This is a genomic window from Paraburkholderia bryophila (genome assembly GCF_003269035.1).
Lineage (GTDB): Bacteria > Pseudomonadota > Gammaproteobacteria > Burkholderiales > Burkholderiaceae > Paraburkholderia > Paraburkholderia bryophila.
Map to the genome: position 1 here is coordinate 388,357 of NZ_QLTK01000003.1, position 24,145 is coordinate 412,501.

The following is a 24,145-nucleotide window of genomic DNA, read 5'->3' on the forward strand; positions in this document are numbered from 1 at the left end:
GGTGGCGCGCGAGCAAGGCTTCGTGCGTGACCTCGCTGTTGGAGGCATCAATGTTCAATCGGGGCAAAACCAGCCTGCCGTTCGTGTTTCTTGGGCCGCCGCTTGCCGTGATGGCGGTGCTGGGTCTCGTGCCCACCATCGCGGCCATCAATCTCGCGCTGAAGAACCGCGTGCTGCGCTATCCGGACAGCGAGTACGTGTGGTTCCGCAATTTCGTGCGGCTGTTCTCGGACCGGCGCTTCGTCAATTCGATCGAGGTCTCGGCAATCTGGGAAATCGTCACCGTGGTGGGCGCCGTCGCGGTCGGTGTGCTGATCGCGATCTACCTGTTCGAACAGATTCATGGCCGGATGCGCGGCGTCATTTCGCTGTTGCTGATCGTGCCGGTGCTGTTGCCGCGCGTGTCGGCGGCCTTTATCTGGAAGTTCATGTATTCGCCGCTCACCGGCATTCTGAGCTGGTTGCTCGGGCTGCTCGGCGTCGACAACACGGCCTTTCTGTCCGACCCGCATCTCGCGTTGTACGCGGTGGCGCTCGTCGACATCTGGCAATGGGGATTGTTCTTCGCGGTCGTCGTGCTGAAGCTGCTGGAGACGCTGCCGCCCGAACCGCTCGAAGCGGCGCGGCTCGATTACGCCCGCACATGGCAGGTCTACGCGTATATCGCGTTGCCGATGCTGAAGGTGCCGATCATGAGTCTGGTGTTCATCAAGATGGTCGAATCGCTGCGCTCGTTCGATCTGGTCTACGTGATGACCAAAGGCGGACCGGGTATCACCACGGAAACCCTCGACATGTACGCGTATTCGCAAGGAATCGGCTTGTCCGGGAAAGTGTCCTACGCGTCGAGTATGGCGGTGCTGATGATGGTGGCGACCACGCTGATTTTCACTTTCATCTGGAAGCGGGTGAACAAATGGGAAGACTGATTTCGCGCGGCGCCGCCTGGTCGTTCGGCGTGGCGCTTGCGCTGGTGGCCGTGTTTCCGATCTTCTGGGCGTTCCTCAATTCGCTGAAAAATCTGCTCGACATCGTCACGCCGACGCCGCGCTTCATCTTCACGCCGACGCTCGACAACTACCGCCAGGTCGTGTCGAGCCCGGAGGTGCTGATCGGCCTGGGCAATAGTTTGTCGATCGTGGGCTTCGCGGTGCTGCTGGGGGCGTTGTTCGGCGTGCCGGCTGCGTATGTGATTGCGCGTTATCACGTGCCGGGCAAGCGCGACATTCAGTTCTTTCTGCTGTCGTTGCGGTTTTTGCCGCCGGTGGCGGTCGCGATTCCGTTGATTGCGATCTGGGTCGATCTGGGCTTGTACGACACCAAACTTTCGATGGTGGTGACCTATCTGCTGGTCACGCTGTCCACCATCACCTGGTTGTCGATCCCGGTGTTCCAGCGCTTACCACGCGAAGTCGAAGAGGCGGCCACGCTGGACGGCTACGGCCCATACGGCGTGTTCTGGCGCATCGCGTTGCCGATCAGCGCGACCACGCTGATGGGCGGCATCGTGTTCAGTTTCGTGCTGGTCTGGAACGAACTGATGATCGCGCTGGCGCTGACCTCGTCGCGAAGCGCGACGCTGCCGGTGGTGGCTTCCGCGTTCACGTCGCTTGGGCAGGAAGTGCCGTGGGGCGTGATCAACGCGTCCACGGTGCTGCTCGCGTTACCGCCGATTATTTTCGTCGGCGTGCTGAGCCGGCTGTTGAACTCAATGCTCAAAGGCAAGTAAGGAGAATGTTTTGAAAGCCCTCGTACTCGAAGAAGCGCGCCAGCTCGCACTGCGCGATATCGATCTGCCGCTCGACGTCGGGCCGCGCGATGTCCGGATCAAGATTCATACGGTCGGCGTGTGCGGCAGCGACGTGCATTACTACACGCATGGGCGCATCGGTCCTTTCAAGGTCGAAGCGCCGATGGTGCTGGGCCACGAAGCGTCCGGAACGGTGGTCGAAACCGGCAGCGAGGTCACGCATCTGCGGGTGGGCGACCGCGTATGCATGGAGCCGGGTGTGCCGCAATTCGATTCGCCGGCCACGATGCGGGGTCTCTACAACCTCGACCCTGCCGTGCGTTTCTGGGCGACGCCGCCGGTTCACGGTTGCCTGACGCCGTACGTCGTGCATCCGGCGGCTTTTACGTTCCGCTTGCCCGACAACGTGTCGTTCGCGGAGGGCGCGATCGTCGAGCCGTTGTCGATCGGTTTGCAGGCCGCCAAGAAGGCGGCCATGAAACCGGGCGACGTCGCGGTCGTGATCGGCGCGGGGACGATCGGCGCGATGACGGCGCTGGCCGCGTTGGCGGGCGGCGCATCGCGCGTCATTCTCGCGGACGTGATCGCGGAAAAGCTTGCGCTGTTCGCCGGCAATCCGGCCGTGACGACGGTGAACGTCCGCGAGCGGAAGCTGACCGACGTCGTTCAGGACGTGACCACAGGGTGGGGTGCCGACGTCGTGTTCGAAGCGAGCGGCAACGCGAAGGTGTATGACGATCTGTTCGATCTGCTTTGCCCTGGTGGCTGCGCGGTGCTGGTCGGCATGCCGGTGGATCGCGTACCGCTCGACGTCGTCGCGATGCAGGCGAAAGAGGCACGGCTCGAATCGGTGTTCCGTTACGCGAACGTGTTCCCGCGCGCGCTGGCGCTGATCAGCTCGGGCATGATCGACGTGAAGCCGTTTATCTCGCGCAAATTCGCGTTCACCGACGGCCTCAAGGCATTCGAAGAGGCGGCGGCGGGGCACCCCAACGACGTCAAGATTCAGATCGAAATGGATTGAGCCATGGCCAGAATTGTTTGCAAAGGTCTGACGAAACACTACGACGGCGGGCCGCCCGTGCTGCATCCGCTCGATCTGGAAATCGACGACGGCGAGTTCGTCGTCCTGCTCGGGCCGTCCGGTTGCGGCAAGTCGACCATGCTGCGCATGATCGCGGGTCTCGAAGGGATCAGCGGCGGCGATCTGGCGATCGGCGCGACGGTCGTGAACGACTTGCCGGCGCGCGAGCGCAACGTCGCGATGGTGTTCCAGAACTACGCGCTATATCCGCACATGACTGTGTACGACAACGTCGCGTTCGGTCTGCGCCGTCTCAAGGTGCCGGCTGCGGAGATCGATCGTCGCGTGCGGGAAGTGGCCGCGATGCTGAACCTCGACGCGTTGCTCGACCGCAAACCGCGCGCCATGTCCGGTGGCCAGCAGCAGCGCGCGGCGATCGCCCGCGCGATGATCAAAACGCCCGAGGTGTTTCTGTTCGACGAGCCGCTGTCCAATCTCGACGCCAAGTTGCGCGCGCAACTGCGCGGCGATATCAAGCGTTTGCATCAGCGCCTGAAAACCACCACGGTGTACGTCACGCACGATCAACTCGAGGCGATGACGCTCGCCGACCGGGTGATCCTGATGCGCGGCGGGCGGATCGAACAGGCCGGTACGCCGTCCGATCTTTACCATTTTCCGCAGACGCTGTTTGCGGCGGGTTTCATCGGCACACCGGCGATGAACCTCGTCGCCGGTGTGGTCGAACGAGTCGGCGACACCTGTTTCGTCGATGTGCAGGGCGAGCGTTGGCCGCTTGCCGGTGCGCGGTTCGCTGGATTGCAGCCGGGTCAGGCGGTGAAGCTGGGGATCCGGCCGAACTATCTGAAGCTGGCGTCTGCCGAAGAAGAACCTGGCGTGCTCAGACTTAGCGGCAACGTCGAACTGATCGAACTGCTGGGCGCGGAGGCGCTTGTCACGTTCGATTTCGCCGGTGAACGGATGGCCGCGCTGATACCGGCGAGCGACTTGCCGCAGCGCGATAGCGTGGTAACGTTCCAGTTCAAGGTCGCCGACCTGCATGTTTTCGATGCGGGCACGGAGCAGAACGTTTCCTTGCCCGTTGCACGGCGCGCCGCGCAAAAGTCCGGCAGTGCACCGCGTCAGGACACAGGCGTGCAGGGCGCGGCTTTGCACTGACAAAAAACGCGGCGCCGAAACGGGCGAGAAGGAGACACGGCATGAATCCAGACCTGGAGTTGGTGCACACGCGGCACGATGAGTCGTTTCGCGCGTGGGCGCACGATTACCCGCACACGGTGGCCAAATGGCACTTTCACCCGGAGTATGAGATTCACGTGATCCGGGCGTCGACCGGCAAGTTTTTTGTCGGCGATTTCATCGGCGATTTTGCGCCGGGCAACCTGGTGATCACCGGGCCGAATCTGCCGCACAACTGGATCAGCGAGGTAGGCGAGGGCGACACCGTGCCGTCGCGCGACGTGGTACTGCAGTTTTCGCGCGACGCGATGGAACGGATGGCGGCCGCGTTCACCGAACTGCATGCCCTCGTCGGCCTGATCGACGACGCCGCGCGCGGCATCCAGTTTCCGGATGCGGTGGGTCTGGCGATTGCGCCGAAGATGCTGGAGCTGGCCGTTTCGCACGGTTGCCGCCGCGTCGAACTGTTGATGTCGATCTTCGACCGTCTGTCGTCGTGCAGTGAGCGCAGATTGCTCGCGGGACCTTCGTACGATGTCAACGCGCATCGCTACATGCAGTCGACGATCAATCAGGTGCTTTCCTACATTCAACAGAACCTGCCTGGCACATTGCGCGAAGCGGATGTCGCCGAACTCGCCGGTATGAGCGTCAGCACGTTCACGCGCTTTTTCCGGCGGCACACTGGCTGCACCTTTGTGCAATACCAGAACCGGCTGCGCATCAACGAGGCGTGTGAGTTGTTGATGTGCTCCACGCTTAGCGTGACGGAAATCTGCTATCGCGTCGGCTTCAATAATCTGTCGAACTTCAATCGTCAATTCCTGGCCACGAAGGCGATGCCGCCGTCGAAATTTCGCGCGCTGCATCAGCTCAACGAACACATGATCGCGGCTTGACCGTGCGCCTGTCTGCATGACATGACGGTTGGGCCGCCCACACGAGGACGACACTCTTGACCTTCCTTGGCATCGACCTCGGCACCTCCGAGGTAAAAACACTCCTCACCGACGACGCGTCGACGCCGATCGCCACCGGTAGCGCGCGACTCGACGTCGAGCAGCTTCATCCGCATTGGTCCGAGCAGAGCCCGCAGGCGTGGTGGCATGCAACGCTCGACGCGATCGCGCAGGTGCGGGCCGCCGATCCCGGCGCGTTTGCCGCGTTGCGTGGCATCGGCCTGTCCGGGCAGATGCACGGCGCGACCCTGCTCGATCGCGCGGGCCAGGTGTTGCGACCGGCGATTCTCTGGAACGACACCCGCGCGTTTGCCGAATGTGTCGAACTCGAAGCGCTGGTGCCCGAATCGCGGTCGATCACCGGCAATCTCGCCATGCCGGGTTTCACGGCGCCGAAACTGCTGTGGCTGTCGAAGTACGAGCCGGCCGTGTTTCGTGCCGCGCACAAGGTGCTGCTGCCGAAGGACTACGTGGCGTGGCGGCTCAGCGGCGAGTTCGTGTCCGACATGTCCGATGCGTCGGGCACGCTGTGGCTCGATGTCGCAAAGCGCGACTGGTCGGACAGAATGCTCGCGGCGACCGGCTTGTCGCGCGAGCATATGCCGAGGCTCGTTGAAGGCAGCGACGCGGCGGCGCAGTTGCACGACGGATTGCGGCGCGAGTGGGGCATTGCGGGCCCCGTGACACTGTGCGGTGGAGCGGGCGACAACGCGGCGAGCGCGATCGGGATGGGCGTGGCCGATGCGGGTAGCGCGTTCCTTTCGTTGGGAACGTCTGGCGTGTTGTTCGCCGGGACCGACCGGTTTGCGCCGAATCCCGCGCAGGCGGTGCATGCGTTTTGCCATTGCTTGCCGGAACGTTGGCATCAAATGAGTGTGATCCTGTCGGCGGCGTCGAGTCTGGCGTGGTTGTCGGAACTGCTTGGGAAGGACGTGGCGGAGTTGGCCGCTTGCGCGGAGAGGGCGGATGCGCAGAGGGCGCCGTTGTTCTTGCCGTATCTGAGCGGCGAGCGCACGCCGCACAACGACGCGAATGCGAAGGGCGTGTTCTGGGGTTTGACGGGCGCTCACGGCGACGCCGATCTCGCGTATAGCGTGATGGAAGGCGTGGCGTTCGCGATGGCCGATGGGTACGCGGCATTGCAAGGCGCGGGGACGTCGCTGAAGACGGCGTCGTTTATTGGCGGTGGCTCGCGTAGCCGGTTTTGGGCGACGCTATGTGCGACCGCGACTGGGGTCGCGATGCGACGGCATCACGGTGGGGATGTTGGGGCGGCGCTGGGCGCTGCGCGCCTGGCGCGGTTGGCGGTGACGAAGGAAAGTGTCGGGCTGGTGTGTACGCCGCCGGCGACGGTCGAGGTGTGTGAGCCCGAGGCGGTGAAGCGAGCATTGGCCGAGGATCGGCTGGGGCGGTATCGGCGGATTTATGCGGCGCTTAAGGGGGAGTTTGCGCGGTAGGGGGCGAGCTTGCTGCGCCAGCGTCCGTAACGACGACCCTAACGACGACCACCCGCGACGACCGCCCGCGACGATCCCGACGGGTCGATACTGCACGCCGGAATCGTCGCGGGTAGCCGCGTTCATGACGGCGCTTACTGCTGCTTCGTCAGATCCTGCCCGATTGCCGCGACGACGGCCTGCTCGCAATCCTTGAGGCCGGAGACCGAGTCGTCGAAATGGTCGATCAACGTACCGAAACTGCCATAGTGATATTTGGCTTCCGCCTGGAGGTGAATGGAGTTGGCCTTGATGTCCCAGCCGCAGGCAAAAGTCTTGTAGTACATGTCCGCTTTGGACTTCGAGTCGAGCAGGCGAGCGCGGACCACCACCCACGGAATGAAATCGCTGGTTTCAGGCGGCGAGGCATAACCGAACGACGTGATCCATACGCTCAGGATGGCGTCCGCGTCGGTCTTGATGTCGGAAAAGTCGTCGGATTTGCCGTCGCTCGATGTCTTGACGTGCTGGTCGTGCAACGCAACGATCGTGTAGCCGTTGCTGGCCAGTCGAGTGGTCAGGCCGTCGCTCACAACGGGGGCGAAGAAAATCTTCTGGCTCGCTACCTGCTGCGTGTACGTACTCGTATGATTGGAGTTGACGCCGGCTTGCACCAATCCGCCGATCAAGCCAAACGCCCCGGCAGCGCCGCCGAAGTTGACCACGCTCTCTCCGCGCGGTTCCTTGACATCGAGAATGGCGATCGTGTGAAGCTTTTCGCGATTGCCGGCGGCGAGATCGGTTTTCGGAAGCGAAGTACAACCCGCCAGCAGTGTTGCAATGGTGAGACCCGCAAGCGCTGAGTTCGAAAGTCTTATTTGATTCATGGTCTTTTATTTGTGGTTTGTATGCGCGGACGCGTTATTGCCCAGTGCCCTCGGTTAGGTTCGTCCCACGGATATTTCAGACACGGGTGAGCTGTTTATCGGCGCTGCTGGCATGAACTTTAGATTGCCCATTGCATCGGCGTCGCGGTTCTATTCCGAATGGGTAAATGCCGAAACGAGGTAGTCGATCAATACTTTCACCCGCATCGGTACCCGACGTCCCGCCGGATAGACCAGGTGAATCGGCACATTCTCGGGTTGTAAATCGGGTAGCAATACCTCGATCTTGCCGGAGCGGATTTCTTCGGCGATTAACCAGTACGGCGCCTGAGTAATGCCGAGGCCGCACAGCACGGCCGCGCGAATATGCTCGGCGTCGCCTGTAATCAGCGAACCGTGCGGCACGTAAGCGACCCGCTCCTTGCCGACCTCGAACGACCAAGGGTAACGCTCGCGGCCTTTCGCGAAGACGATGCAAATGTGCTTGTCGAGGTCTTCGAGCCGTGTCGGCGCACCGTGAGCCTCAAGATAATGCGGGCTCGCCGCGAGCACGAAAGCCGTCTCGGACAGTTTCCTCGCGGTGAGGGACGAATCCACCAGCCGCCCATGACGGACCGCCAGATCGACTCCGTCGCCAACGAGGTCGACCTGTCGCTCCGATACCGACAATTCGATCGTGACGTCGGGGTACTGCTGGAAGAACCCAGGTAGCAGCGGCGTGATGCAAAGCCGGCCATGCGCGGGAGCCGTATTGACCCGGACCACGCCGCGCGGCGATTGCTGACGCTCTCCCACGGATGACTCCAGCGCATCGAAATCGTCCACCAGTTGCCGGGCCGACTCGTAGAAGGTTTGTCCCGCGTCGGTGATCACGACCTGTCGCGAAGTCCGCAAAACGAGCTGCGCGCCAAGATGCCGTTCCAGCGCGCCGATCTGCTTGCTGACGGCAGGTTGCCCAATTCCTTCCTCGCGCGCCACGGCGGAAAAACTACCGCATTCGACAAGGCGTACAAACAGGCGAATCGCGTTCACTCGGTCCATATGGGTATCGGCATTCATTCCAGTGAGGAATGGATGGTATGCCCTGATGCAGCGTTTCGGCAATGGATGAAGTTGCTTATGTTACGGGCTGTGCCATCACCCATACCGACACCGAAGGAGCTGAACGATGAAAGCAATTTGTGTAACGCCTGACCGGGAACTCGAAGTTCGCGACGTCCCGACGCCGGATGCGCCTGCACCCGGCCACGTGCTGATCGACATGGATGCCTCGGCGATCAACCATGGGGACAAGACGTTCCTGAAGATGCCCAGCGCGGCCGGTCCTGCGGCTGCGCCGGGTCGGCATGCGGTGTGGGGGGCATCGGGAGCGGGGCGGGTCGTGGTGGTGGGCGAGGGCGTTCCGGTGGAGTATGAGGGCAGGCAGGTGGCGATCTATCGATCGCTCGAAAGAAGCCCCGAGAGTGTCGGACTTTGGTGTGAACGGGCACATGTGCCTTATACGACCTGCCTGATCTTGCCGGACCCTGTTCGTGCGCGCGATTATTGCGGCTCGCTCGTCAACGTCATGACGGCTTACGCCTTTCTTGAAGAGATCGTCGACGCGGGCCACCAAGGCGTTATCGTCACGGCCGGAAATTCGGCTACCGGCCAGGCGCTGGCGTCGCTCGCGCGCAGCCGGAACATTCCCGCGATTTTGCTGGTGCGTACCGTTGCCGCGCGCGACGCGCTGCTCCGTTCGGGCGCCGAGCACGTGATCGTCACCACCGAAGGCTTCACCGGGACGCTCGCCAAACTGGCCGCCGAACTGGGAACGACGGCGGTATTCGACGGCGTGGGCGGCGACTTGCTGACGAGAATTGCCCCCAGCTTGCCGATGAATTCGACAATCTATTTTTACGGGTTTCTGGGCGGCGCCGTGCCCGTGTCCATTCAGTCCGTCCAGTTCATGATGAAGAATCTGAGCATGAAGCGATTCAGCAATTTCGAAAGCCGGACAGTGAAGGAGCAGGCGAAACTTATCGCCGCGCTGAAAGCACTTGCGGGCGTGATCGACGGGGCTATTTTCACGACCCGAATCGGGAGGGAATTCCGTTACGATCAGATTGAACTTGCGATGGCGTATGAGTCGGTGGATGGGGCGAAGGCGGTGCTGGTTGGGTAGATCGGTTGCGGCCTCGTCAATGAACACCAGCAGCGTGCAAGTCGGCGCTCATCAGAGTCACGGACCTTTTCAAAGTCGGGAACGAGTTCGGTGGTCATTGGTCGTCTCCGCAGAGAATCGAGATGACCCGAAACTGAGGTGCGAGTTGCTCGTGGTGTGAGAACTGCTTTTGGATTCGCGGCGTCTGCGGCATAAAACGAGCGATTGCCGGCCGGCACGTCTATATACCACGGCTTTCCGTCGGGCACTGGACGGTACTGAGGACAGTCCGTCTGCAAATGCAGCTCCGCAAGTTTTGCCAGGGGCCTGGTTTTTACGGTCACCGCGACAGAGGGAGTGCCGACAACGGTGTGGAGCGCAAAGTCGGCTGACATCTTGCCGAATGCCACCCTCTGAAGGTCCTTGCCGTATGCCCGCTTCACAAGCCAATCCAAGCCTGTACGCAGCGAAGCAGTTCCAACGACCCAATCTTCGTCATCGTTTTGGAGCGCGCCCGTGCCTTTCATGGAAGTCAGGAGCGAAGCCATAAAGACCGAGGGGTCGTCGTCTACGCCAAACGCGCTGGCGCCAAGCTCGCTTGCGCACAATTCTGCTTGCTGGTGACTTCCTTGGTTGGAATGCACGTTCGGCGTAAGCAACTCCGGGGGCGTGGGTGTCTTGTATTTGCTCCGCAGCTCTGGAGGTGTGCTGCGGCATGCATCCAACAAGAAGAGCTGCTTCGACGCCTTGGAGGCCATGCACGCATCGGCGAGCGCGGCCGGATCAAAGCTATGCGGAGGGGTGTGCCGGGGCGGTTAAAGCTGGTACGCAGCCAGTCGGTAAATGTCTCCACCGAGTGGTACGGGGATGTGAGCTGGCCAATATCACCTGCGTGCGGAAACTGTTTTTTCGACTTGCCGCCCGTGAGGGCCCACTCATGACGGCCATTGCCAGAAGGGCGGCGATCAGGGGGTATTTGAATTGTTTCATGGTGTACCTCGTTTTGAAACCCGTCGATACATGGTTTTCGTAAGCATTGCATTGAGTGTGGTGCACTTGTCCCATGGCGTCAGCATGGCTCCCGCTTACCGTGCAGTCGGTACGGCGACGGACATCCGAAAAATTTTTTATCGAGGCTTTATGGGTTCCCGTAGCGGCAATCTCAGCGGGCTCGGTTGGCTCAGTGTTGCGGCTCCGATCCCTGAGTAGTTTCCGAACCTGTTCCAGGCGAGCCCGAAGGACTAGCCTAGACAAAATGAGTCGCTGCTTTCCAGGTATCGCTGACGTCAGTTGCGAAGCCAGCGCCAGAACCTTCAGTTCCATTTTTGGAAAAGGGCGGAGTCGAGATGCTCGCAATGATGTTTGACGGTATATCACCGGTCTTGCGGGAAACGCAGGTTGCCGAGCCCGTTGTCGGTGTGGGCGACTTGCTTATTGACATTCACGCTTGCGGCGTGTGCCGCACCGATTTGCACGTGGTGGATCGCGATCTGACCTCACCGAAACTCCCGCTGATTCCCGGCCATGAAATAGTAGGCGTAGTGGCCGCGGTAGGCTCTGAGGTACGCGATTTCAAGCCGGGGGATAGGATTGGTGTCCCATGGCTTGGACATACGTGCGGACTTTGCCACTACTGCCTCTCGCATCGGGAAAACCTGTGTGACCACCCTGGTTTCACGGGCTATACGATCAACGGCGGTTATGCAGAACGGACCGTCGCCGATAGCCGCTTCTGTTTGCATTTACCGCCCGCGTATGCAGACGCAGAGGCGGCACCCCTTCTGTGTGCCGGCGTCATCGGCTACCGTACGCTGGACATGGCCGGCGACGCGAAGCGTATCGGTATCTACGGGTTTGGCGCGGCCGCGCACATCGTCGCTCAGGTCGCTCGCCATCAGGGCCGCACGATCTACGCCTTCACGCGGCCCGGCGATACCGCGGCACAACAGCTAGCGATTCGATCCGGCGCACGATGGGCCGGGAGTAGCGATGAAGCGCCGCCGGAACAGCTTGACGCCGCACTAATCTTCGCCCCCGTGGGCGCGCTGGTTCCGATTGCGCTCAAAGCGCTCGTCAAAGGCGGGATCGTCGTCTGTGGCGGAATTCATATGGGCGAGATCCCGCCTTTCTCCTACGACCTCCTGTGGGAAGAGCGACGGATTTGTTCGGTCGCCAATCTCACGAGAGAAGATGGCGCGGCATTTATGCGTCTCGCCGGCGAGCTCAAGCTCGAAATTGAGGTGACACGCTATCCGATAAAAGATGCAAATGAGGCGCTCGATGACCTGCGGGCAGGGCGTCTTACGGGGGCTGCCGTGCTTGTCATGCTGGATGAGTCTCACGGCTGACGTTGGCGCAGACACCTGCAATTTTTCACTCACTACTGAAGGGAACCACCATGAACTCATACGATGTTGTAATCGCGACCTTCGATGATCACCAGAAGGCTAATGTCGCCGTAAGCAAGCTAATCGACGGTGGATTTAACATGAAGGGCTTTAGTGTGATCGGCAAGGGCTACCACACGGAAGAAAAAATCATCGGTTTCTACAATATCGGCGATCGCATGAAGATGTGGGGAAAATACGGAGCGTTTTGGGGTGCGCTGTGGGGTCTCCTTTTTGGCGGTGTCTTTTTCGCGATTCCGGTAATTGGGCCTGTCGTCGTAGTAGGGCATCTCGCCGCGCTGGTCATTGCTGCGATCGAGGGTGTCGTGGAAGGCGCAGTTGTTGTTGGCGGGCTCTCTGCACTTGGCGCAGCTTTATTCGACTATGGCATTCCAAAGGACAGCGTTATCAAATACGAAGCAGCGGTGAAAGCCGACGGCTTTCTCGTCGTGGGTCATGGACCCGCAGATGAAATGGCTCGAGCGCGCGCCGTACTCCAGAGTTCGGGTGCGACTCGTCTGGACATGCATCAAGCGGTAAGCCCTGCAGTCGCAACGAGCCACCTCGCGCCTGCTGCAACTTGAAAGAATCAGGCCCCCGGTAGGTAGGCTAACGCGGTGGCCGCGCGGTTCACATCAGTCTTCCAAACAGGCTGCCGACGCCCGCCGTGATCGCCATTGCTGACGCGCCCCAGAACGTGACCCGGGTGGCGCCTGCAATCACGCCAGCACCGCCGACTCGCGCCGCAAGACCACCCAAAAACGCCAGGAAAAACAGGGACGCCCCAGAGACAAAGACTGCTATCCGCGATTCCGGTGCCAAGGCGGCGACTAGCAGGGGCATGGCGCCCCCGACGGCGAAGCTGCCTGCCGAGGCAAGCGCTGCCTGGATCGGGCGGGCTTTGAGGGCCGACGTCAGGCCGAGTTCGTCCCGGGCGTGCGCGCCAACCGCGTCGTGGGCCATCAATTTGTCCGCGACCTGTTTGGCGAGCGGCAGGTCGAGACCGCGGCCGACATAGATCGCCGCGAGTTCAGCGTGCTCGCCTGAATTGTCTGTTCTAAGCTCCGTCCGTTCAATTGCCAGGTCCGCCTCCTCGGTATCCTTCTGCGAGTGCACCGACACGTACTCCCCCGCAGCCATCGACATTGCACCGGCGACAACGCCTGCAACTCCGGCGATCAAGACGCTGCCATGACTACCATGTGCAGCTGCGACGCCGAGAACCAGGCTCGACGTCGACAGGATGCCGTCATTGGCTCCCAGGACTGCAGCGCGCAGCCAGCCGCTTTTGCCCGTTCGATGGCGACTCCGTTTCCCGATCCCCTCATGTTCGCCAATTGCCTTCATCTGCGTTCGTTCGGTTTCGGCAAGGTTGCGATGTGTGGCGCACGAGTTGCGACGGCAAGATCCCCCCGTTGAATGATCCGGACATCTGTCGGCGGCGTGCCGATGTGGATGCCGAGATTCCGGAATGTGTCTGCTACGCGTCCTAGCATCCCCGATTTCGCGTCGGGCGTCAGTGCAAAACTGTCGAGCGCAAAAGCTAACTCATACCACACGAGGGAGTCCGAGAATGCGCATGCGTAGGCCTGGGGAATGGTGCCATGAGCGACGTCTGGGCTACCGGCGGCCGCGACTTTCAACGCTTCGATCACGCGCGAAGGTGCCACTGCGAGATCGACTCTTAGACGAATAATGCAGCGATGGGGGCCTTTCGGGCGACTGTGGTTCGTTACAATCGACTTCGAAATGACGCTATTCGGAATGACGACAATGTCATGGGCCCATGTCCTGATCCGAGTAGCGCGCCAATTGACCTGCATGACCTGGCCAGAGGTGTGATCGGTCAGGGTAATCCAGTCACCCGCTCCAAATGGGCGTTCGATGTTGATCGCGAGACCGGAGAGTACATCGCCCAAGGTGTTTTGGAGCGCAAGACCGAGCACAATTGCCACGACCCCAGAGGTCGCCAGGAAGGTTGAGAGCGGTTCTTTGAACACGACGCCGATGATGCCGACGAATGCAAGAACATAGATGAGCCCCGATGCCAGATCGGCGAACAGGCGCCGCGCGTGAGGTTCGTCGTTATCGGGGAAAAACGTCCGGGTGAGCACCAGATCAAGCAGGCTTTTGCACAGCCAAGCACCCAGAATCCACCACACGATCCCGAACATCTCGCGTGGCAGGCGAAGGCCACTCCCAGTTGTCCCGAAGAGAAATTGGCCGATCGGGTTATCCGTCCGCGGAAAGAGCGCGGTTATCAGCAAGAGGACACCGCCGCCGGCGAAAAATGGACGGTACAGTCGACCGTACGGAAGCACACGAAGCAGCAGAAGCACGCCTGCGATCGAAAGGAGGCTAATTTCCAGAAAACCGAACATATCGATTTAGACTCCTGCCCTGAGCTGCCGCTATCCGCCTAAGAATGAACGTCTAACGTCGCAGTCGCAGCATCCCCGTTTCCCCAACTAGCAACATGCGCATTATCTTAAGTGGCTGTACTTTGGACATATTCGCTCAACGATGCCGGTCCAGCTTGCGACCAGTACCCCTGCTTTCCATAAAACTCATGAAGCGCAACCTCGTAGCTCCGATGAATCGGAACTGAATCGTCGTAGACGGGGCTGCGACGGATGGAGTCTCGGGTAAGTTCAGTGGTGACGGTCTTTGCCAGCCAGTCGACTCCCGCAATCCAGTGTGCCGCGAGCAATATCTCCTTTCCGCCGTGCAACAAGCTGCGTGTATCGATGCAAAGATATCGAATCGCCCAGGCTTCATCGTCATAGATAAACCCGGAAACATGGCCAATCCCACCATCAACAGCGTCAAGCCGATAACCTGTTACCTCGTCCGTGCTGCGCAGATGCACATCGTCAGGCGAGCGTACAGCTTGGGGTCCAATCTGAGGAGGGACCGGCGCGGGATCAGGTGCCACGTCAGCCGGATCGAACCTTGGATAGGCACCCATTCCCCACAAGTTCGGTCCGCCCCAATAAGCTGGATAGTTGTAGTGACGCAAACATTCAACCTCATTCTGACGCGAAACAGGCCTGTGCGTGTCGATGCCCGGACTGTCTTTTACTGCTTGCTGCGTGAGGCTCAGATGAACGACGTTGGAACCCGGGTCTGTGTGCTTGATCGAATAGGGGGATATCAGGACGCGGCGCTCGTTGAGCCAATGGCCGGTCTTGACCACCAGATATCGCACGGCCCACGCCTCGTCATCGAAGTAGACCTGATCGACCGTTCCAATGTCGCCGTCGATCGCGCTGACCGTGCAGCCATGTAGATCCTTTATGCTCCGCAACATGAATTTCTCCAACGTAGAAGCGGGCGAGCGGGAAACGTCACGCGCTATACATCTATCTAGACGATAGGGGATGAAGCCGACTGACCTTCATGCAATCCAAAGACGCGCCGCCGATTAACCCGCACCGGGTCTGCACGAGCGCATCACGCTGTCCGGGGCCGGCGCTTGCACGTCCCTTCCCACCTATCAGACGATACTGCCATCAGGATACGTGAGTGTGATTGGAGATGCGGTACGACACCGTACAGATGACGGATACGGTTTGCTATCCACCGACGCTAGGCCAGCGGGCGACGAGCCGGGCACGCGTGAACTCGCAAATAGATACCGAAGGGTTTCGCCGGCCGATCATTGGTTGGTCGAAACTGACTGCTGCCGTAGCGAATTTCTTTGGCTAACACGCCACACTGGGTGTTCGTGAACGGTTCATCGAACCGCGCACATAACCGGTCTACTCATCCGACGGGAAGTGACGGCGACGTGCAGACTATCGGAGAGGGAAGCGTCGGACCGAGCGCGCGGTCTGTCGACGAAGCGAACAGGGAAGTGTGCGCCGCGCAGAAAGCTGCTTACAGCGCTCGTGGGCGCGGTGAAGATTCCGGTATTCGCGAAACACGCGATTACCTAAATGCGTTCATGCAGCACGGAGCATGAAAAAGGACCAGAATGAAAGCCAGATCGGAGCACTTTCGGGTGCATCAGGGCGACCAGATCGATCTCCAGAAATGGCCGACGAAGGCACGGCCCGTCTACGCGTCGAAACACGACTATAAAAAGCATCTCGCAGAGCATGTTGCGCGATTGAGCGCGCAACAGCAGCTCTTTTATGCGTCCAATCGTCATGCGATCCTTTTGATCTTTCAGGCGATGGATGCTGCGGGAAAAGACGGCGCGATCAGGCATGTGATGTCCGGAGTCAACCCGCAAGGCTGTCAGGTGTTTAGCTTCAGGCATCCTAGCGCAATCGAGCTGGAGCACGACTTCCTCTGGTGCTCGACCCGCGATCTGCCGGAGCGAGGGCGGATTGGCATATTCAACCGCTCTTACTACGAGGAGGTTCAGATCGTGCGTGTTCATCCGGAGATTCTGCGCAACGAAGGACTCCGGATGCTCAATGATGGGAAAGTATGGAAAAACCGGTACCGTTCGATCGTGGACCTGTAGCGGTTCCTTGAGCGCATTGATTCTCCGGACAAAAACTGGAAATTCAGTACCGCGAACATCGAGGAGCGCAAATTCTGGAAGCAATACATGAATGCATACGAGCAATGTCTGAGCGCTACAAGCACACGACATGCGCCATGGTACATCGTACCTGCTGACGATAAGCGCAACGCGCGGTTGATCGTTTCGCGGATCGTTCTCGATACGTTCGAAGCTGAAAATGACTTACCCAAGGCGAGTTCACAGCGTCGGCGGGAGTTGCGGGAAATTCGTAAGGGTCTTTCAGCATGCCCCCTGTGCTAAAACAGGTTGTGAATTGTGATCGTTCTCCCCGTGACCCCGCGACGAACTGAGTAGTTTCCGAGCCTATCGGCGGTGCCAGATGCACAGCTATCATTTTCAATATCGGTGGCTTAGCCCCGGACTTGACAGCGGCCTGCGAGCCAGCATTCGAGCCAACACGCCGATCCATATTTTTAGTTTATCTATCCTCGGAGCGTTGAGTCCAGACTCATCAATGCCCATCGCGCTTTTGATCCCGAGGCTTCGACATGCAGGATGGAAAAAATGCCGAACCAACTTTGTGAGATCTGCAACGCGCGTCCCGCCGTCGTTCGAGTCGTCGTGGCGCAAAACGGGAAGCGCAAGTCGATGTCGATCTGCGAATACCACTACCGTGAACTGACGCGCCATCAAAGTATGGTGTCTCCGTTCGATTCGATTCTCGGGCAGGGCGGGCTGTCGAATTTTCTAGGCGACATGAACGTCGAAGCAGTCGACGAATCCTCGTGGTCGGCAGACCTGGAGAAGGAATCTGTGGAACCGACCGATGCGTTCAGTGAGCAAACAATAGAGCTTCTGCAACGCGCTGGAGAAAAGGCACATGAGTTGCATCGAACCGAACTCGACACGGAACATCTGCTATATGTGCTGGCCGATACCGATGTTGGTGTGGCATTGCTGAAGGAACTGAAGCTTTCGCCGGAAGACGTCAAGAGCTACCTGGATCAGCATGCGCCACATGGCATTTCTCCCGTCGAGGCCACAACGGACCGGATGACGATTTCGCCGCGGCTCAAGAAAGTTTTCGTTCATGCCTTTGAGGCGTCACATGAATTGGGACACTCCTACGTCGGTCCTGAACATCTGCTGATCGGTCTTGCTTCTGTCTCAGACAGTCTCGCTGGAACGTTGCTGAGGAAGTACGGCGTGTCCCCGGAAATGATTCGTCAGAAGACCGTGAAAGTGATCGGCAAAGGATCGGAGGATGGTCGCGTCGAAGCATCGACCGGGACACCTACTCTGGACAAATTTGGTCGCGACCTGACCGCGCTCGCCAAACAGGGCAAGCTCGACCCGGTGGTAGGACGTGCGCAAGAAATCGAAAGCACGATCGAGGTGCTCGCCCGGCGTCGGAAGAATAATCCGGTGCTGATTGGCGAGCCTGGGGTTGGCAAGACGGCGATCGTCGAAGGTCTTGCACAGCGGATTGTCAACGGCGAAGTGCCGGAAGTGCTTCGCGGTCGGCGTCTGGTGGAAGTGAACCTCAATTCCATGGTGGCTGGCGCCAAATACAGGGGCGAGTTCGAGGAGCGCGCAAAGGCGCTGATCGACGAAGTGACCGTCAGGAAGGACGAACTCATTCTTTTTATCGACGAATTGCACACTATTGTCGGCGCCGGGCAAGGTGGAGGCGAGGGTGGGCTCGACATCGCCAACGTATTGAAGCCTGCACTGGCGCGCGGTGAGCTTAGCCTGATTGGCGCCACGACCTTGAACGAATATCAGAAGTACATCGAGAAGGATGCTGCGCTTGAGCGCCGGTTCCAACCGGTACTCATTTGCGAGCCGACCGTAGAGCAAACCATCGTGATCCTGCGGGGCCTGCGCGACAAGCTTGAGGAGCACCACCAGGTCACATTCTCCGACGAGGCCTTTGTTGCGGCAACCGAGTTGGCCGATCGGTACATCACGAATCGCTTTTTACCGGACAAGGCGATCGATGTGATCGACCAGGCCGCCGCTCGCGTCCGGATCGGTGCCAGCTCAAGGCCTCTTGCCATGCAGGAACTCGAAGCGGAGATGGGGCAGTTGAAACGCGAGCAGGACTATGCGTCGTCACGCAAGCGCTACGATGCTGCCAAGGTGCTTGAACAAAGCATCAAGATAAAGAAGGCAGAGTTCGATGAGCAGACGGAAGCCTGGCAGCGCAAAACCGGTTCCGAAACCCTTGAGGTGACGGTGCTTGCCGTAGCCGCTGTCGTTTCGAAACTGACGGGCGTTCCTGTGAGTGAACTGACCCAGGAAGAGCGGGCGAGGTTGCTGAAGCTTGAAGAGCGGTTGCGCATGCGCGTCATCGGTCAGGAGCAGGCTGTGAAGGCGGTAAGCGATGCGGTTCGGGTGTCGCGAGCAGGGCTAGGTCAGGCTAACCGGCCGATTGCAACGTTGCTCTTTCTTGGACCGACCGGTGTGGGCAAAACGGAGCTGGCCAAAGCGCTCGCGGAAACGGTATTCGGCGATGAGGAGGCGATCATCCGCATCGACATGTCCGAGTATATGGAGCGCCACGCGGTCGCTCGTCTGATTGGGGCGCCGCCAGGCTATGTTGGCTATGACGAGGGCGGTCAACTGACTGAGCGGGTGAGGCGCCGCCCATACAGCGTTATTCTGCTCGACGAGATCGAAAAGGCGCATGCCGACGTGAACAATGTTTTACTCCAGGTGTTCGACGATGGACGACTGACAGATGGAAAGGGACGTGTTGTCGACTTCTCGAACACGGTTATCATCGCAACCAGCAACCTGGGTGCGTCGCTGATTATCGACGACCTCGAACATGCGCCAGCGGAGCGGATGAACGAGAAAGCGCTTCGAGATGCATTGCTGCAGGTGCTCAAAGGCTACTTCAGACCGGAATTCCTCAACCGGATCGACGAAGTCATCGTGTTTCACTCGCTGACGCGGGAGGATATTCGTGCAATCGTCCGGATACAACTCGACCGCGTCGTCCGTACGGCAGCGGCACAGCGCATCACCGTCCAAATTGACGATTCTCTTGTCGAGCACCTGGTGGAAACCGGCTATCAACCGCAATACGGGGCACGTGAACTCAAGCGCCAGATCAGACTCGAAGTGGAGACGTACCTCGCGCGGGAGCTCCTTGGCGAGGCGTTAAAATGCGGCAACACCGTGCGTCTGGCCTTTGACGCGGCAATCAACCAGGTGAGCATAACCCTGGTCGATTTACCGCCTCCGACGAAGCAGAAGATCAGAAAAGTTAAGAAGGATGAGCATGCGGAGGACGCCGTCTGACCTGTTCGGATAGCTTCATTGGTTCTGGTTGCGGTCCTGCGTGAGGCCGCCTACGCCGGATCGTCCATGCTGCTGACTTGGGGCGATGCGGCTGTGGCGACGGAGTCGCCGGACGCGGCAGATGGCTCGGCTTCGTACGAGGCTGCAGCGAGTGCCATGCGTGCTAGCGCCGGAAGGGAGCCGGCGCCCGTTTTCGTCATGATCGCGGCACGGTGGTTTTCGACCGTCCGTTGGCTTATGGAAAGATCCGACGCAATGATCTTGCTCGGTTGACCGGCTAGCACGCGTTCCATGATCTCGTGCTGCCGTGGCGTTAGCGTGGCGACGTGGCGTGCCGCCGTCTCGCGCCACGCGAACAGTTTGTTCGAATCGCGCGATTGTTCAAACGCGCGTCTGATGCCGTCGAGCAGTTCGGTCCGCCCGATCGGCTTTTCGATGAAATCGGCCGCTCCGGCCTTCATGGCGCGCACTACCATTGAAACATCGCTGTGACCTGTGATCATGATCGCCGGGAGTGGCCGCTTCGTTTCGCGGATATGTTCCAGCAATTCAAGTCCACTCATGCCCGGTAGGTATCCGTCTATCAACAGACAGGCCTCACGCCCCGAATGATAGCTTGCGAGGAACGCTTCGCATGTCGGATAGGTTTCGACGGTCTGGCCGTCTTCTTCGAGCACGGCGCTTATCGCATCACGTACGTCGGTATCGTCGTCCACCACATAAATGACCGGTTCTAACCCGCCTTCCCAAGGCATATCGGCGTGATGCGGCAGCGATGCTGGAGCAACTGGAGGCAACTCCGGTAAGAGACGCTGGATCATCTGCGAGAGCGTGTTCACCTGCACGGGCTTGTTCAGTTGCGCACACTGCTGAAGCGCTATTGCCCTCAGCGTCTCCGTCGATATGTCGCCGGTCAGGATGATAGTCGGGATTTGACGGCGTAGCGTTTCCCGTAACTTCATTGCGACCTGCAGACCGTTCATCCCGTTTGGCAGGTTGTAGTCCGCGAGGATCAGGTCTGGGCGGAACGTATCGCGAGTCACCCATTCAAGCGCCGCGGTTCCATCGCGTGCGGCAGCCGCACGGTGCCCTTCGTCGGTGAGAACGAGTTCCAATAAGCTGCGCACTTCAGGATCATCCTCGATGACCAGAATGGCCCCGGTTCGGTGGGCGCCGTCGACGATATCGTCGCTGACCACTGCCGGTTGCCGTGTAGACGTGTTTGTGGATTCCTCAATAGCAGGCCCAACTTCGATGGCAAATACCGAACCCTTGCCCGGCTCGGAGCGCACCCGGATTCGATGCTTTAGCAAGCGCGCGAGGCGCTGCGAAATGGACAGTCCGAGTCCAAGCCCGAGCCGACGCTCACGCGCAGCATTGTTGAGCTGATGGTATTCATCAAAGATCGATTTAAGCTCCGTATCGGGAATGCCAATTCCAGTGTCCGATACCTCTATGCTGATCACGCCGTTTCGTCTTCGGCAGCCTAGCAACACCTTACCGCGCTGCGTATATTTCAACGCATTCGAAAGCAGGTTGCGGATGATCTGCTCAAGCAGGCGCGGGTCGCTTTGTATCGATAGATGGCAAGGCACCACATGCAAGGAGAGGCCCTGCGCCTGCGCGTGGTACGCGAACTCGTCTCTCAGTCGGTCAAACAGCGCATTGACACAAAAGCAGGAGATTTCAGAATGGACTGTTCCAGCCTCGATCTGATTGATGTCGAGTAAGGTGTTCAGCATGCCGGACATCGCGTCCAGCGTCTGCTCGAAGCGGGTGACGATTTTCCCGGCCGAATCGCCCTCGACGTGTTTAACCAGCAACGAATGAAGCAGCGTCAGTGTCTGTAGCGGTTGCCGCAGATCGTGACTTGCAGCTGCCAGAAACCGGGACTTGGCAACGTTGGCGAGGTCGGCTTGCTGGCGTGCTGCTTCTAGCGCTTTCGCAGTGTGCTTTCTGTCCGTGATGTCGGTGAACGTGATGACCACGCCTTCGATACCATTGTCGTTGGTGCGATAGGGCAGGATACGGCGGATGAACCACACGCCGCTGCGTGCTTCGATTTCCCGTTCGATTGGGGTACCGGCCTCCAATACGGTCTGTGCGTCCGTGAGCAGATCACCGTCGGCCGCGAGCGAGCGTAGATCCGCAAGAGGACGGCCGACGTCGCCGGGAATCACGCTGAAAACCAGTTTCGTGGCTGGGGTGAAGAAGCGGATGTTCAGGTCGGTGTCGAGAAAGAGCGTCGCAACATCAGTGCTGTAGAGAACGTTCTGCAGATCGTTATAGGTTGTTCGCTGACGCTCCAGCGTTTCCTGCAACTGACCATTGAGTGCAGTGAGCTCCTCGTTAAGCGACTGCAGTTCTTCCTTCGAAGTGACCAGTTCCTCATTCGTCGACTGATATTCCTCATTGACCGACAGCGCTTCCTCATTGATCGTCTTCTGCTCTTCACCAGCGAGTTCAAGACTACGGACGGCGCGTTGCAGTTCGTCGCGGGTCGTCTCCAGCTCGCGTCCAAGTTCCGCGACTCGGGAAACATCTGCTGAAGGCGCCGGATCGGTGCGCGACTGCGCGCGCTCGGGCTGGTCGACAAAACAGATAAGCAACAGCGTCTCGCCTTCGTTCGATACGGGCAGAACGTCGATATTGAAAGGGACCTGATTGCCATCGCGCGATATGCTGCCACCGTTGACGACGACGCGCACACCGTCCTGGCTAGCCCGTTCTACAGCTAGTCTTAGCCTCGTGCGCATGCCGTCCGGCGCCAGGGAGAGCACGTCGTGCGTAGGTGCACCGCGCGGTACATGTAGATAGCGGTCCGTAGCCCCAAGAAAAAAAAGGCACTCGTGATTGCCGCCGGTCAACACCGCGGCCGGTGCATAGGCCTCAAGCACGAGCTGCCGGCATAGATCAGCGATCCCGGTTTGGCGCTGGCGAACCGGCGTTACTTGCCCTTCGCGAGGTGGAGGGCGGGAAAGTTCGCCGTTACTGACCAGAAAGCCAAGGTCTCCCGGCCGGGAGCGGCCAATATGCCTATAAACACGCTCTGCTTTCGAAACAAGCTCGAAACGCCCCGCGGTGTTGCCGGCAGTCTCGGCGCTGCCCAGAAGCAGGATGCCGCCTTCGCGCAATGCGAAATGAAACAACGATATGACTTTTGCCTGCGCCTCGGGCATAAGGTATATCAGCAGGTTGCGGCATGAAACAAGATCGAGACGCGAAAAAGGCGGATCGGCCAGCACATCCTGGACCGTGAATACCACGACTGACCGGAGTTCAGGCAAGACCCGGTACTGATCTTCCTCCTTGGCAAAGAACCGCGCCAGTCGCTCGGGAGACACGTCGGTCTCAATGCTCTTCGCGTAAAGGCCCTCACGCGCCCTGGCGACAGCGTCAGGGTCGATGTCGGATGCAAACACCTGAAGCTTGATATCGATTCCGGCCAAAGCGATCTGCTCGCGAAACACCATCGCCAACGAATACGTTTCTTCGCCGGTGCTGCAACCGGCTATCCAGATGCGCACAGCCTGACCGGCAGCGCGGCCTCGAACCAGTTCAGGTGCGACAGTTTTCCCGAGAAACTCGAACACCGAAGGATCGCGAAAGAAGCGCGTGACATTGATGAGCAGGTCTGTCGCCAGCCGGCCCAGTTCCTCGCTGTCACGCTCCAAAACCTCGATATATCGGTCGATTTCACCGGCGTCGAGCGCTATCAGCGCCATGCGCCGCCGGATCCTGCGCAGCAGGGTGCCGGGCTTGTAAAACGTGAAATCGTGGGTAGTCCTGGTGCGCAGCAATTCAACGATCTTCGATAATCCCGCCGGCGTTGCCTTTTCCCCGCCAGCCCCGACATTTTTATCAGGTAACGCCATGCGACGCTGGAATTCAGCTAGCGCGGCAGGTATCGCATTTGCATTTCGAACGAGGTCCACTCCACCCGTGGCGATCGCACTTCGCGGCATGGAATCGTAGGCCGCTTCATCCGGGGCTTGGGCAATCACGAGCCCCCCTGCTTCCCTGATGGCTTTCAACCCGACGCTGCCGTCGGCACCCATGCCGGAGAGGATCACGCAGGCGGCGCGCGCTCCATATTCGTCGGCCATCGAGTGCAACAGAAAATCGAATGGCAGGCGGGCGCCATGGCGAGCCAGCGGCTTAGAGAGTCGAAGCGCGCCGCTCCGGACTGAAAGCGAAACGCCGGGCGGAATAACATACAAATATTCGCTCTCAATCCGCATCCCGTCTTCCGCCTGCAGCACGCTGACACACGCGTGTTCGCCCAGCAGGTCGACCATCATGCTTTTATGCGTAGGATCGAGATGCTGAACCAGAACAAAAGCCATGCCGGCATTGATCGGGAGCGCACCGAGCAACTTCCTGCAGGCGTCTAGACCGCCTGCAGATGCGCCTATTCCGACGACGAGAAAGTCCTTGGATTTCGACTCGGTAACGCCACTGGGAAGGCGCCGCTTACTTGAGCGGGCTGGGAGCTTGTCAGCGCGATGGAAAAGACTTTCAGGCATGAAAGATTGCCTTGGCGGGTTGCCTTCACGAAGAAGACATCGTTTTG

At 59.6% G+C, this 24,145-nt stretch carries 16 protein-coding genes and 1 pseudogene; 11 read left to right on the forward strand and 6 right to left on the reverse strand.

Annotated features, from left to right (window positions below):
• The first annotated feature begins 50 nt into the window (after positions 1-50).
• Genes BX591_RS08510 through xylB form a run of 6 tightly spaced genes read left to right on the forward strand, consistent with a single transcriptional unit; the run spans position 51 to position 6,390 of the window.
• Positions 51-929 (forward strand): carbohydrate ABC transporter permease, encoded by an 879-nt coding sequence (locus BX591_RS08510; protein WP_111930205.1) that lies wholly within the window; start codon positions 51-53, stop codon positions 927-929.
• Positions 917-1,729 carry a carbohydrate ABC transporter permease gene (locus BX591_RS08515; RefSeq protein ID WP_111930206.1) on the forward strand — a complete coding sequence of 271 codons (813 nt, stop codon included), beginning with the start codon at positions 917-919 and terminating at the stop codon, positions 1,727-1,729. Before BX591_RS08510 ends, BX591_RS08515 begins: the two co-directional genes overlap by 13 nt.
• A gap of 10 nt (positions 1,730-1,739) precedes the next feature.
• Positions 1,740-2,774, forward strand: coding sequence for an NAD(P)-dependent alcohol dehydrogenase (locus tag BX591_RS08520; protein WP_111930207.1), 1,035 nt, complete (start codon positions 1,740-1,742; stop codon positions 2,772-2,774).
• A gap of 3 nt (positions 2,775-2,777) precedes the next feature.
• Complete coding sequence (locus BX591_RS08525; RefSeq protein ID WP_111930208.1) at positions 2,778-3,953, forward strand: ABC transporter ATP-binding protein; 1,176 nt, start codon at positions 2,778-2,780, stop codon at positions 3,951-3,953.
• Between the two features lie 41 nt (positions 3,954-3,994).
• Positions 3,995-4,873, forward strand: coding sequence for an AraC family transcriptional regulator (locus BX591_RS08530; protein ID WP_111930209.1), 879 nt, complete (start codon positions 3,995-3,997; stop codon positions 4,871-4,873).
• Positions 4,874-4,929: 56 nt separating this feature from the next.
• Entirely contained in the window at positions 4,930-6,390 is a 1,461-nt protein-coding gene (gene xylB / locus BX591_RS08535) for a xylulokinase (protein ID WP_111930210.1), read from the forward strand.
• A 134-nt stretch (positions 6,391-6,524) separates the two neighbouring features.
• On the opposite strand, the gene BX591_RS08540 is transcribed toward xylB, so the two are convergent.
• Both BX591_RS08540 and BX591_RS08545 read right to left on the reverse strand, forming a co-directional pair.
• Entirely contained in the window at positions 6,525-7,256 is a 732-nt protein-coding gene (locus BX591_RS08540) for a hypothetical protein (protein WP_244146877.1), read from the reverse strand.
• A gap of 150 nt (positions 7,257-7,406) precedes the next feature.
• The gene (locus tag BX591_RS08545; protein ID WP_244146878.1) at positions 7,407-8,360 is read right to left on the reverse strand and encodes a LysR family transcriptional regulator; all 954 of its coding nucleotides are present in this window, start codon (positions 8,358-8,360) and stop codon (positions 7,407-7,409) included.
• 64 nt (positions 8,361-8,424) lie between these two features.
• Here BX591_RS08545 and BX591_RS08550 point away from each other — a divergent pair, with 64 nt between their 5' ends.
• From BX591_RS08550 to BX591_RS08560, 3 genes are all read left to right on the forward strand, one after another.
• A complete protein-coding gene (locus BX591_RS08550; protein WP_111930212.1) occupies positions 8,425-9,420 on the forward strand; it encodes a zinc-binding dehydrogenase in 996 nt (331 codons plus the stop codon).
• Positions 9,421-10,745: 1,325 nt separating this feature from the next.
• Complete coding sequence (locus BX591_RS08555; RefSeq protein WP_111930213.1) at positions 10,746-11,747, forward strand: zinc-dependent alcohol dehydrogenase family protein; 1,002 nt, start codon at positions 10,746-10,748, stop codon at positions 11,745-11,747.
• A 50-nt stretch (positions 11,748-11,797) separates the two neighbouring features.
• A complete protein-coding gene (locus BX591_RS08560; protein WP_111930214.1) occupies positions 11,798-12,370 on the forward strand; it encodes a DUF1269 domain-containing protein in 573 nt (190 codons plus the stop codon).
• A gap of 46 nt (positions 12,371-12,416) precedes the next feature.
• Here the strand turns inward: BX591_RS08560 and BX591_RS08565 are convergent, their stop codons facing one another.
• The 3 genes from BX591_RS08565 to BX591_RS08575 all read right to left on the reverse strand — a co-directional run bounded on the left by BX591_RS08565 (position 12,417) and on the right by BX591_RS08575 (position 15,096).
• Complete coding sequence (locus BX591_RS08565; RefSeq protein ID WP_111930215.1) at positions 12,417-13,133, reverse strand: VIT1/CCC1 transporter family protein; 717 nt, start codon at positions 13,131-13,133, stop codon at positions 12,417-12,419.
• Complete coding sequence (locus tag BX591_RS08570; protein ID WP_111930216.1) at positions 13,130-14,167, reverse strand: mechanosensitive ion channel family protein; 1,038 nt, start codon at positions 14,165-14,167, stop codon at positions 13,130-13,132. The genes BX591_RS08565 and BX591_RS08570 overlap by 4 nt, the downstream gene beginning before the upstream one ends.
• A 107-nt stretch (positions 14,168-14,274) precedes the next feature.
• A complete protein-coding gene (locus BX591_RS08575; RefSeq protein WP_111930217.1) occupies positions 14,275-15,096 on the reverse strand; it encodes a PRC-barrel domain-containing protein in 822 nt (273 codons plus the stop codon).
• A gap of 666 nt (positions 15,097-15,762) precedes the next feature.
• On the opposite strand from BX591_RS08575, the pseudogene BX591_RS08580 reads away from it, so the two are divergent.
• Positions 15,763-16,563 (forward strand): annotated as a pseudogene (locus BX591_RS08580) (polyphosphate kinase 2 family protein).
• A 264-nt stretch (positions 16,564-16,827) separates the two neighbouring features.
• Entirely contained in the window at positions 16,828-19,572 is a 2,745-nt protein-coding gene (locus tag BX591_RS08585; protein ID WP_111930218.1) for an ATP-dependent Clp protease ATP-binding subunit, read from the forward strand.
• Between the two features lie 50 nt (positions 19,573-19,622).
• Here the strand turns inward: BX591_RS08585 and BX591_RS08590 are convergent, their stop codons facing one another.
• Positions 19,623-24,098, reverse strand: coding sequence for a chemotaxis protein CheB (locus BX591_RS08590; RefSeq protein ID WP_111930220.1), 4,476 nt, complete (start codon positions 24,096-24,098; stop codon positions 19,623-19,625).
• Between the last annotated feature and the right edge of the window lie 47 nt (positions 24,099-24,145).

What these genes read in the sequence shown, in the direction of transcription:
- BX591_RS08550 (WP_111930212.1), top strand. Translation starts at nt 8,425, where the DNA reads ATGAAAGCAATTTGTGTAACGCCTGACCGGGAACTCGAAGTTCGCGAC.
- BX591_RS08525 (WP_111930208.1), top strand. Translation starts at nt 2,778, where the DNA reads ATGGCCAGAATTGTTTGCAAAGGTCTGACGAAACACTACGACGGCGGG.
- BX591_RS08560 (WP_111930214.1), top strand. Translation starts at nt 11,798, where the DNA reads ATGAACTCATACGATGTTGTAATCGCGACCTTCGATGATCACCAGAAG.
- BX591_RS08540 (WP_244146877.1), bottom strand. Translation starts at nt 7,256, where the DNA reads ATGAATCAAATAAGACTTTCGAACTCAGCGCTTGCGGGTCTCACCATT.
- BX591_RS08575 (WP_111930217.1), bottom strand. Translation starts at nt 15,096, where the DNA reads ATGTTGCGGAGCATAAAGGATCTACATGGCTGCACGGTCAGCGCGATC.
- BX591_RS08515 (WP_111930206.1), top strand. Translation starts at nt 917, where the DNA reads ATGGGAAGACTGATTTCGCGCGGCGCCGCCTGGTCGTTCGGCGTGGCG.
- BX591_RS08530 (WP_111930209.1), top strand. Translation starts at nt 3,995, where the DNA reads ATGAATCCAGACCTGGAGTTGGTGCACACGCGGCACGATGAGTCGTTT.
- BX591_RS08555 (WP_111930213.1), top strand. Translation starts at nt 10,746, where the DNA reads ATGCTCGCAATGATGTTTGACGGTATATCACCGGTCTTGCGGGAAACG.
- BX591_RS08565 (WP_111930215.1), bottom strand. Translation starts at nt 13,133, where the DNA reads ATGAAGGCAATTGGCGAACATGAGGGGATCGGGAAACGGAGTCGCCAT.
- BX591_RS08570 (WP_111930216.1), bottom strand. Translation starts at nt 14,167, where the DNA reads ATGTTCGGTTTTCTGGAAATTAGCCTCCTTTCGATCGCAGGCGTGCTT.
- BX591_RS08590 (WP_111930220.1), bottom strand. Translation starts at nt 24,098, where the DNA reads ATGCCTGAAAGTCTTTTCCATCGCGCTGACAAGCTCCCAGCCCGCTCA.
- BX591_RS08510 (WP_111930205.1), top strand. Translation starts at nt 51, where the DNA reads ATGTTCAATCGGGGCAAAACCAGCCTGCCGTTCGTGTTTCTTGGGCCG.
- BX591_RS08585 (WP_111930218.1), top strand. Translation starts at nt 16,828, where the DNA reads ATGCCGAACCAACTTTGTGAGATCTGCAACGCGCGTCCCGCCGTCGTT.